This window comes from Geomonas sp. (genome assembly GCF_056994735.1).
Genome location: NZ_JBXKJL010000118.1, coordinates 1 through 8,836, shown reverse-complemented (window position 1 = coordinate 8,836; position 8,836 = coordinate 1). Strand labels below are relative to the sequence as shown.

General features: G+C 58.5%; 10 protein-coding genes. All 10 read left to right on the top strand.

Annotated elements, in window-relative coordinates:
• Positions 1 to 37 precede the first annotated feature (37 nt).
• A complete protein-coding gene (locus tag AC11W3_RS05730; protein WP_484091896.1) occupies positions 38 to 1,270 on the top strand; it encodes an EAL and HDOD domain-containing protein in 1,233 nt (410 codons plus the stop codon).
• A gap of 194 nt (positions 1,271 to 1,464) precedes the next feature.
• Positions 1,465 to 2,229: a 3-deoxy-manno-octulosonate cytidylyltransferase gene (gene kdsB / locus AC11W3_RS05725; protein WP_484091895.1), complete on the top strand. Its 765-nt coding sequence runs from the start codon at positions 1,465 to 1,467 to the stop codon at positions 2,227 to 2,229.
• 240 nt (positions 2,230 to 2,469) lie between these two features.
• A complete protein-coding gene (locus AC11W3_RS05720) occupies positions 2,470 to 4,068 on the top strand; it encodes a CTP synthase (RefSeq protein WP_484092627.1) in 1,599 nt (532 codons plus the stop codon).
• 297 nt (positions 4,069 to 4,365) lie between these two features.
• Complete coding sequence (gene kdsA / locus AC11W3_RS05715) at positions 4,366 to 5,184, top strand: 3-deoxy-8-phosphooctulonate synthase (RefSeq protein ID WP_484092626.1); 819 nt, start codon at positions 4,366 to 4,368, stop codon at positions 5,182 to 5,184.
• A 123-nt stretch (positions 5,185 to 5,307) separates the two neighbouring features.
• Complete coding sequence (locus AC11W3_RS05710) at positions 5,308 to 5,463, top strand: hypothetical protein (protein ID WP_484091892.1); 156 nt, start codon at positions 5,308 to 5,310, stop codon at positions 5,461 to 5,463.
• A 202-nt stretch (positions 5,464 to 5,665) separates the two neighbouring features.
• Entirely contained in the window at positions 5,666 to 6,631 is a 966-nt protein-coding gene (locus AC11W3_RS05705) for a KpsF/GutQ family sugar-phosphate isomerase (protein WP_484091891.1), read from the top strand.
• A 91-nt stretch (positions 6,632 to 6,722) separates the two neighbouring features.
• The gene (locus AC11W3_RS05700; RefSeq protein WP_484091890.1) at positions 6,723 to 7,238 is read left to right on the top strand and encodes a KdsC family phosphatase; all 516 of its coding nucleotides are present in this window, start codon (positions 6,723 to 6,725) and stop codon (positions 7,236 to 7,238) included.
• A gap of 26 nt (positions 7,239 to 7,264) precedes the next feature.
• Positions 7,265 to 7,666, top strand: a complete 402-nt coding sequence (gene mntA, locus AC11W3_RS05695) for a type VII toxin-antitoxin system MntA family adenylyltransferase antitoxin (RefSeq protein ID WP_484091889.1) — start codon at positions 7,265 to 7,267, stop codon at positions 7,664 to 7,666.
• Positions 7,656 to 8,066, top strand: coding sequence for a type VII toxin-antitoxin system HepT family RNase toxin (hepT, locus tag AC11W3_RS05690; protein WP_484091888.1), 411 nt, complete (start codon positions 7,656 to 7,658; stop codon positions 8,064 to 8,066). The genes mntA and hepT overlap by 11 nt, the downstream gene beginning before the upstream one ends.
• 387 nt (positions 8,067 to 8,453) lie before the next feature.
• Positions 8,454 to 8,836, top strand: a 383-nt coding sequence (locus AC11W3_RS05685) for a Wzz/FepE/Etk N-terminal domain-containing protein (protein ID WP_484091887.1), incomplete at its 3' end; no start/stop codon positions are given.

The following is an 8,836-nucleotide window of genomic DNA, read 5'->3' as shown; positions in this document are numbered from 1 at the left end:
AGCCCCTAGCCCCTAGTCCCTGCATTTAGAGGTTCTTATGATCGGACAAAAATTCTTTCTGGGGCGCCAGCCGATACTCGACCGGTCACAACAGATCATGGGCTTCGAGCTCCTCTTCCGCTCAGCCGAGAGCCTGATGACGGCCAACATCCTCGATGTCCATGTCGCCAGCGCCAGCGTCATCCTCAACGCCCTCTCCGAGTTCGGCTTCCAGGACGTCCTGGGCCGGCATAAGGGATTTTTCAACGTCACCTTCAACATGCTGATGAGCGACGCCATCGAACTCCTGCCCAAGGACCGGGTGGTGATCGAGCTCCTGGAATCGATCATCGCGGACGAAGCCGTGGTGGAGCGCTGTCGCCACCTCAAGTCACTCGGCTTCACCCTGGCGCTGGACGACCACGTCTACGCTCCCTCCTTTCACCCCGTCTACCAGTTCATCGACGTGGTGAAACTGGACGTGCTGGAGACCCCTGCCGACGAGCTGGGCCCGACGGTGGAAAAGCTCAAGGCCTGGCCCCTGACGCTTCTGGCCGAGAAGGTGGAGACTTCGGAACAGTACCGGACTTGCTCGGCGCTCGGCTTCGATCTCTTCCAGGGCTACTACTTCGCCCGGCCGGTGGTCCTCAAGCAGAACAGGGTCGATGTCGGCAAGCTGAGCATGCTGCAGCTCATGGAGCAGGTGATGGCCGAAACGGAGCTCTCCGAGATCGAGGAGACCTTCAAGCAGAACCCGGCGCTAACCTACAACCTGCTCAGGCTGGTCAACTCCGTCGCCATCGGCCTCAGGGTGAGGATCAAGACCCTGCGCCATGCACTGATGGTGCTGGGGCTCGAACAGCTGAAACGGTGGATCACCCTCGCCCTTTATGCCAGCGACGACTCCTCCGGCGTCCACACCCCCTTGCTGGAGATGGCCGCCAACCGCGGCAAGATGATGGAACTGCTGGTGCAGTCCCTGCCTCACGTTGGCCGCGAGCATTCCGACCGCGCCTTCATGACCGGGGTCCTTTCCCTCATCGACGTCCTCTTCGAGGTCTCCATGCCCGAGCTGGTGGAAAAGCTCAACCTGGTGGAGGACGTACGCGGCGCGCTCCTTGATCGCAGCGGGGAGCTGGGAGCCCTCCTCATTCTCGTGGAAAAGGTGGAAGATACCGACTTCTACGGGATCAACGACCAGCTGGAATCCTGCTCGCTGACCCTCGACCAACTCCTTGCGGCCCAGCTGGAAACCATCGCCTGGTCCGACCGCCTCAGCGCATCCCTCTGATTTCACTCCTTGACACGGCGCTTTCTTTTGATGTAACGTGTTACGTCCCGCCAATGAGGGACGGAGCCGCGACTTTTTAAGCTCGCGCTCCAACCGGCTCCGCAGTGAAAGCCAGCCAACCAGAACCCCTAAACCACAACCACAGGGACCAGAACGGGGCTTTTTCCCGTTGGACCATCCCGACCGAGAAGCCAATGAAGATAACCGCGGTTATTCCCGCCAGGTATGCATCTACGCGTTTTGAAGGCAAGGCTCTGGCGGAGATCATGGGCAAGCCCATGGTGCAGCACGTCTACGAGCGTGCCTCCAGGGCCTCGCTGGTTTCCGAGGTCATAGTGGCCACCGACGACGAGAGGATCGCCAAGCGGGTGCTGGCCTTCGGCGGAAGGGTGGAGATGACCTCCCCCTCGCACGAGACCGGGACCGACCGGCTCGCCGAGGTGGCGCAGCGGATCGACGCCGACATCGTGGTGAACGTGCAGGGTGACGAGCCCCTGATCGATCCCGCCATGATCGACCAGGCCATCACCCCGATGCTGGAGGATCCTGCTCTCCCCATCTCCACCCTGAAGTCCAGGATCAAGACCCTGCACGACTTCCTGTCACCGAACGTGGTCAAGGTGGTGGCGGATCACTGCGGCAACGTGCTGTACTTCTCCCGCTCGCCGCTGCCGTTTTTCCGCGACAAGTGGAACGACCTGAAGGACGACGCCTTCGTCTCCGGAAAGCTCCTCTGCTACAAGCACGTGGGGCTCTACGTCTACCGGCGCGAATTCCTCCCGGTCTTCGCCGGCCTGGCCCCCACCTACCTCGAACTGTCCGAGAAGCTCGAGCAGTTGCGCGCCCTGGAAAACGGCTATCGCATCAGGGTGGTCGAGACCGAGTTCGACTCCATCGGGGTCGATACGCCTGCGGACCTGGAGAAGGTGCTGGCTAAATTAAAGGCCGATCAGGATTAGGCTTGCGATTGAATAATATTTGATGAGTCTGGCATCCAGGCTTTCTTTATCTTTTTACAACTGCATTGGATTCAGTTACAGTAGGGGCTTATAAACTAGAGACCGAGGTGCAGCTCTTTTCTGTTACTATCGGTCCACAAGATTAAGAAAGGGACAAAATAGGTAAGGTTGTTTTGAGTTTATCTTAATCTCAATCTCGATCTGAATCTGTAGTTCCCAGTTTCTCGGAGGTTTTTTTCAGTGAAGACAAAATTCATCTTTGTGACCGGCGGCGTTGTTTCTTCCATAGGCAAGGGACTCGCCGCCGCTTCTTTGGGCGCCCTCCTCGAGGCGAGGGGGCTTAGGGTCACCATCCAGAAGCTCGACCCGTACATCAACGTCGACCCCGGCACCATGTCCCCGTTCCAGCACGGCGAGGTCTTCGTCACCGACGACGGCGCCGAGACCGACCTCGACCTTGGGCACTACGAGCGTTATACCTCCAGCAAGCTGTCCAAAAAGAGCAACTTCACCACCGGCCAGGTCTACTTCTCGGTCATCGAGAAGGAGAGGCGCGGCGACTACCTGGGCGGCACCGTGCAGGTCATCCCGCACATCACCGACCAGATCAAGTTCAACATCCTGGAGAATGCCAAGGGATCCGATATCGCCATCGTCGAGATCGGCGGCACGGTCGGCGACATCGAGTCGCTTCCCTTCCTGGAGGCCATCCGCCAGCTGAAGAGCGACCGCGGCCCCGGCAACGTCCTCTACCTGCACGTCACCTTGGTTCCCTACATCAAGACCGCCGGCGAGCTGAAGACCAAGCCGACCCAGCACTCGGTCAAGGAGCTGCGCGAGATCGGTATCCAGCCGGACATCCTTCTTTGCCGCTGCGAGCAGGAGCTTCCCCAGGAGATGAAGGCCAAGATCGCGCTCTTTTGCAACGTCGAGGAGAAGGCGGTCATCACCTCCAGGGACGCCGAGCACATCTATGCCGTGCCGCTGGCGCTGAACCTCGAGGGGCTGGACGAGCAGGTGGTCGAGAAGCTGAACATCTGGACGAAGGCTCCAGACCTGACCCACTGGCAGAAGGTGGTATCGAAACTGACCAACCCGAGCAGCGGCGAAGTCAGCATCGCCGTGGTCGGGAAGTACGTCGACCTCAAGGAGTCGTACAAGTCGCTTTCCGAGGCGCTGACCCACGGCGGCATCGCCAACGACTGCCGGGTCAACATTGTCTACCTCGACTCCGAGAAACTCGAGGAGGAAGGAGCCGAGAAGTTCCTCCAGGGCGTTGACGGCATCCTCGTTCCGGGCGGCTTCGGCGAGCGCGGGACCGAAGGGAAGATCCAGGCCATCCGCTACGCCCGCGAGAAGAAGGTGCCGTTCTTCGGCATCTGCCTCGGCATGCAGATGGCGGCGGTTGAGTTCGCCCGTAACGTCTGCAACCTGCCGGAGGCATTCTCCAGCGAGTTCAAGCCCGAGTGCGCGAGCCCGGTGATCCACCTGATGGAAGAGCAGAAGGGCGTGGAGCGGAAAGGCGGCACCATGAGGCTGGGGGCGTATCCGTGCTCCCTGACCAAGGGGACCTTCGCCCAGAAGGCGTACGGCGCGACCGAGATCTCCGAACGTCATCGCCATCGCTACGAGTTCAACAACACCTTCCGCAACGAAATTGTCGAGAAGGGTATGGTGATCTCCGGCCTCTACAAGGAAGGCGACCTGGTCGAGATCATCGAGCTCAACGACCACCCGTGGTTCCTTGGCTGCCAGTTCCATCCGGAGTTCAAGTCCAAGCCCCTCAACCCGCACCCGCTCTTCAAGGCCTTCATCACGGCGGCGAAGGGGAATAGATAAAGGCAGGGGCTAGGGACTAGGGACTAGGGACTAAAGGCCGTGAATGGTGAATGGTGAATGGTGAATGGTGAATGGTGAATGGTGAATGGTGAATGGTGAAGCCTCGCGTCCCCCCCTTGTCAAAGGGGGGACAGGGGGGATTTGCCTTTCGGAAGGATTACCCATGGCATCCTCTCCGTGACCACCGGCCCTTACCCCCGCCTTCGCGCTGAAGCGCCCTTCGGCGCGCAAGCCTGCCCTCTCCCGTAGGCGAGGGGTGATGTTTTTGAGACATAAACTGTAATTTCAGGAGTAGAAATGGCGAGGGAAATATCCGTAGGCGGAGTCAAAATCGGTGGGGGCAAGCCCTTGGTGCTTGTCGCAGGTCCCTGCGTCATTGAGAACGAGAGCGCGACCATGCGCTGCGCCGAGCGCTTGATGACCATCTGCAACGGCGTGGGCATTCCCCTCATCTTCAAGGCCTCCTACGATAAAGCCAACCGTACCTCGGTCACCGCGTTCCGCGGCCCGGGGATGAAGGAAGGGCTCCGCATCCTCGGTAAGGTGAAAGAGGCCTTGGGAGTTCCCGTCCTCTCGGACATCCACTCCATCGAGCAGGTCGCGCCGGCGGCCGACGTGCTCGACGTGCTCCAGATACCCGCCTTCCTGTGCCGGCAGACCGATCTCCTGGTCGCCGCGGCCAAGACGGGCAAGGTGATCAACGTCAAGAAGGGACAGTTCCTGGCGCCCTGGGATATGAAGAACGTGGTGGGGAAGATCCTCTCCGCTGACAACGAGAACATCATCCTCACCGAGCGCGGGGCGAGCTTCGGCTATAACAACCTGGTTGTCGACATGCGCAGCTTCCCGATCATGCGCGGCACCGGTTGCCCGGTCATCTTCGATGCCACCCACAGTGTCCAGCTCCCGGGAGGGGAGGGGACCTCGTCGGGCGGGCAGCGCGAGTACGTGGAATATCTGTCACGGGCCGCGGTCGCTTCCGGGGTCGACGGTGTCTTCATGGAAGTGCATGAGGAGCCGGAGCAGGCGCTTTGCGACGGGCCGAATTCTGTGCGGCTGGACGATCTGCCGGCGCTGCTCAAGAAACTCAAGGCTATCGACGCAATCGTAAAATAAGAAACAAAGGCAAAGGCTATTTAAACAGGGATGTGCAGGATGGATGGGATAAAACTTTAAACCTCAAAAGCTGAGGGGAGAGGCAAATCCCCCCTGTCCCCCCTTTGACAAGGGGGGGACGTAATGGCAATGGTTCTGCAGCAATTGTTAAATGACAAAGGCAAAGGCTATTTTACAGGGATGTGCAGGATGGACGTGAGTGCAGCGTCTTGCAGGAAAGAGGCTATATCAGGAATTCATTCTTTTGGTTTTGTTCTTTCTCCCTGGCTTTGGTTTTGATGTTTCTCAACCTGTTTATGCAGTTCATGCAGTGCATTCAAGTTAATGCTTCAGGATTTTCCCCGTTGTTTTAGGTGTGATTGTTTTTTATCCTGTTAATCCTGTCTATCCCTGTTAAATGGCTCTAGAAGTTTGATTTAGTTCTGATCGTTTCTCATCTTTTCCGTACCTGCTAAAGGTCTTTAGGTGTTCTGGAGTTGTCTTGATATTAGCTGAAGCGAAAAGGGTAATTCGGGTCGAGGCTGAGGCGCTGTTGAACCTCGAGGCCTCGATTAATGGAGCTTTCGAACGTGCGGTCGAGATGATCCTCAACACCCCCGGTCGCGTCGTCGTCACCGGGATGGGGAAGTCAGGCCTGATCGGACAGAAGATCGCCTCGACCATGGCATCTACGGGGACCCCCGCATTCTTCCTGCACCCGGCTGAAGGGATCCACGGCGACCTCGGCATGATCATGCGCGGCGACGTCGTCATCGCCATCTCCAACAGCGGCGAGACCGATGAAGTCGTGCGGATCCTCCCCATCATCAAGAGACTCGGCGCCTCCCTGATCGCCATGGCCGGGAACCCCACCTCGACCCTGGCCAAGAGCGGTGACGTCTTCCTCGACATCTCGGTGAAGGAAGAGGCCTGCCCGCTGGGCCTTGCCCCGACCGCCTCGACCACTGTGACCCTGGCCATGGGTGACGCCATCGCCGTGGCCCTGCTGGTCAGCCGCGGCTTCAAGGCCGAAGACTTCGCCATGTTCCATCCCGGCGGCGCCCTTGGCCGGAGGCTCCTGCTGAGAGTGGAAGACATCATGCACCGCGGCGAGACCCTGCCGCTGGTCTCGTCTGAAACCCTGATGCGCGAGGCCCTCTTCACCATCACCTCCAAGGGACTCGGGATCACCGGAGTCACCGAGGCGGACGGTTCACTCATCGGGGTTATCACCGACGGCGATCTGCGGCGGGCATTAGGGAAAGGGCTGGACATCATCAACCTTCCGGCCTCCGCCCTCATGAAGCCAAAGCCGAAGCGGATCAACAGTCATGAACTTGCCGCCCGGGCACTGCAGCAGATGGAGCAGTATTCCATCACCTCGCTCTTCGTCTTCGCCGACGATACGTCGCTGTCTCCTGTGGGTATCGTCCATCTGCACGATCTGTTGAAGGCCGGGATAGCGTAGGATCCGCGGTTTGTCGGTTGACCCCTGATTTTACCTCTGTGTCCCCTGAGGGCCCTCCGGGTCCTCTGTGGTAACGCTTAAAGGACTCTGAATGCAAGAGAGACTAAAAAAGATCAAGCTGCTGATACTCGATGTCGACGGCGTCATGACCGACGGTCGCATCATCTTCGACTCCAACGGCGTGGAGAGCAAGTTCTTCAACGTCAAGGACGGCCACGGCATCAAGATGCTGCAGCGCTCCGGCATCGAGATAGGCATCATCTCCGGCCGTGAATCCCAGGTGGTAGCGAACCGCGCAGTGGAACTCGGCATCGGCCAGGTCTACCAGAAATCCCTCGACAAGATGGTTCCGTACCGGCAGATGCTGGAAGCCACCGGGCTGACCGACGAAGAGGTCGCCTTCATGGGAGACGACGTCATCGACATCCCCCTGCTGCGCCGCGTAGGTTTCGCCGCCGCCCCCGCCGATGCCGTCAGCGAGGTCCTTCCCTTCGCCCACTTCGTCGCCAGGAACCGTGGCGGCTGGGGTGCAGTCCGGGAAGTCTGCGACCTGATCCTCAAGGCCCAGGACAACTGGGACACCATCACCTCCCGCTACTACGTCTAATCTTTAGTACTCACAGGGACCGTCCTATGGAGTTTGACGCGCTGATTGTTAAAACCCTGCAGGATGCGTTGCCTCGATGCCGAGCCATCTATCGTTTCGGGTCATGGGGCACGGAAGCCCAACGCCACGATAGCGACATTGATATCGCCATACTCCCCGCCGAAAAATTGGACAACGTGCGTCGCTGGGAACTGTCCCAGGATCTGGCCTCGAAGTTGGGCAGGGACGTGGACCTGGTCGACTTGCTGGCTGCATCGACTGTAATGAGGATGCAAGTTGTGGCCTATGGACAGCGGATCTACGCCTCAGACTTCAATGCGGCGGAGGAATTCGAGGACATGGTTTTTTCCAGCTACGCCAGGCTCAACGAGGAGCGCCGCGAGATCCTTACAGACGTTAAGCGGAGAGGGAGCATCTATGACAAGTGATGTACTCCTTAACAAGGTGGGGATGATCGAGCGCAGCGTGGCGCGGGTGGAGGAGGACTATGTCGGGCATGAGGATGAGCTCGAAACCAATTACACCCGTCAGGATTCCATCATCCTGAACCTTCAGAGAGCCTGTGAAGCCTCCATAGATGCGGCAATGCACCTCGTCCGGCTGAGGAAGTTGGGCGTCCCCCAGGAATCAAGAGGCGCGTTCGACTTCCTCTCGGATGCCGGCATTATTGACGCCGCACTTTGCAGCCGGCTAAAAGCCATGGTCGGATTTCGCAACGTCGCAGTCCACGACTACCGGAAGCTGAACCTCGAGGTGGTGAGAAAGATCATCGAAGACCACCTGATCGACTTCAGGGAATTCGGGGCCGCTCTTTTGCAGGACAGCTAGCAACTTCTTGTCCCCGCGAGCCTGGGGCTGCAGCGATTACCGAGTTCGAAGTTATTAAGAGGAGCGTCACCCATCGCCGGGGGCGCTCCTTTTGTGTTTCCCTTCCCGAAAACTTAGACATCTCTTCCCCCGCATCACCTGCCCCTGACCTGCCAGCTAATTAGAACCATAAATTTTTTTACTAAAAATTTGTTAATACGCATTTACATTGATTTTGCCTGGTGGTATATTTGCTTCCACGAAAATTAAAGCATGCCAATGACGGTTTTAATTTCCGAATGAAGCTCCTCGTGACTACTGCGTGCAGGGCCGCAGACCAACGTAGCAGGCGAGGAGAGGCCACTTCTTGTCGATCTCAAACTGTGATGAGTATTGCATTGGGGAAGCATGAGTGAAGTCGAAGTTGCAGATAATGCCGGATTCAACCCTCTCTCCATAGTGTTGGTGCTGGCGAAGCGCAAGATGCTTATCCTCTCCATTTGCAGCATCTCTGCGCTCCTTTCCTTGGGTTACAGCCTTACCTTGCCAAATATCTACCTGGCGACCACCAAGGTGCTCCCCCCCCAAAAGGAGAGCTCGGGTCTCTCCTCAGCCCTGGGGCAGATGGGGGGGCTTGCCGGGCTTGCCGGGGCGGCCAAGCAAGGGGCCGAGAGCGAGCTTTACATCAGTATCCTCAAAAGCCGCTCGGTTGGGGACGAGGTAATTCAGAGGCTTCAGCTAGGCAAGGTCTACGGGACCAAAACCCCAAACCAGACGTGGCGCAAGCTGGA

Excerpts from the sequence above, each read along its gene's own strand:
- AC11W3_RS05730 (WP_484091896.1), top strand. The coding sequence starts at position 38 with ATGATCGGACAAAAATTCTTTCTGGGGCGCCAGCCGATACTCGACCGG.
- kdsB (WP_484091895.1), top strand. The coding sequence starts at position 1,465 with ATGAAGATAACCGCGGTTATTCCCGCCAGGTATGCATCTACGCGTTTT.
- kdsA (WP_484092626.1), top strand. The coding sequence starts at position 4,366 with ATGGCGAGGGAAATATCCGTAGGCGGAGTCAAAATCGGTGGGGGCAAG.
- AC11W3_RS05710 (WP_484091892.1), top strand. The coding sequence starts at position 5,308 with ATGGCAATGGTTCTGCAGCAATTGTTAAATGACAAAGGCAAAGGCTAT.
- AC11W3_RS05700 (WP_484091890.1), top strand. The coding sequence starts at position 6,723 with ATGCAAGAGAGACTAAAAAAGATCAAGCTGCTGATACTCGATGTCGAC.
- mntA (WP_484091889.1), top strand. The coding sequence starts at position 7,265 with ATGGAGTTTGACGCGCTGATTGTTAAAACCCTGCAGGATGCGTTGCCT.
- hepT (WP_484091888.1), top strand. The coding sequence starts at position 7,656 with ATGACAAGTGATGTACTCCTTAACAAGGTGGGGATGATCGAGCGCAGC.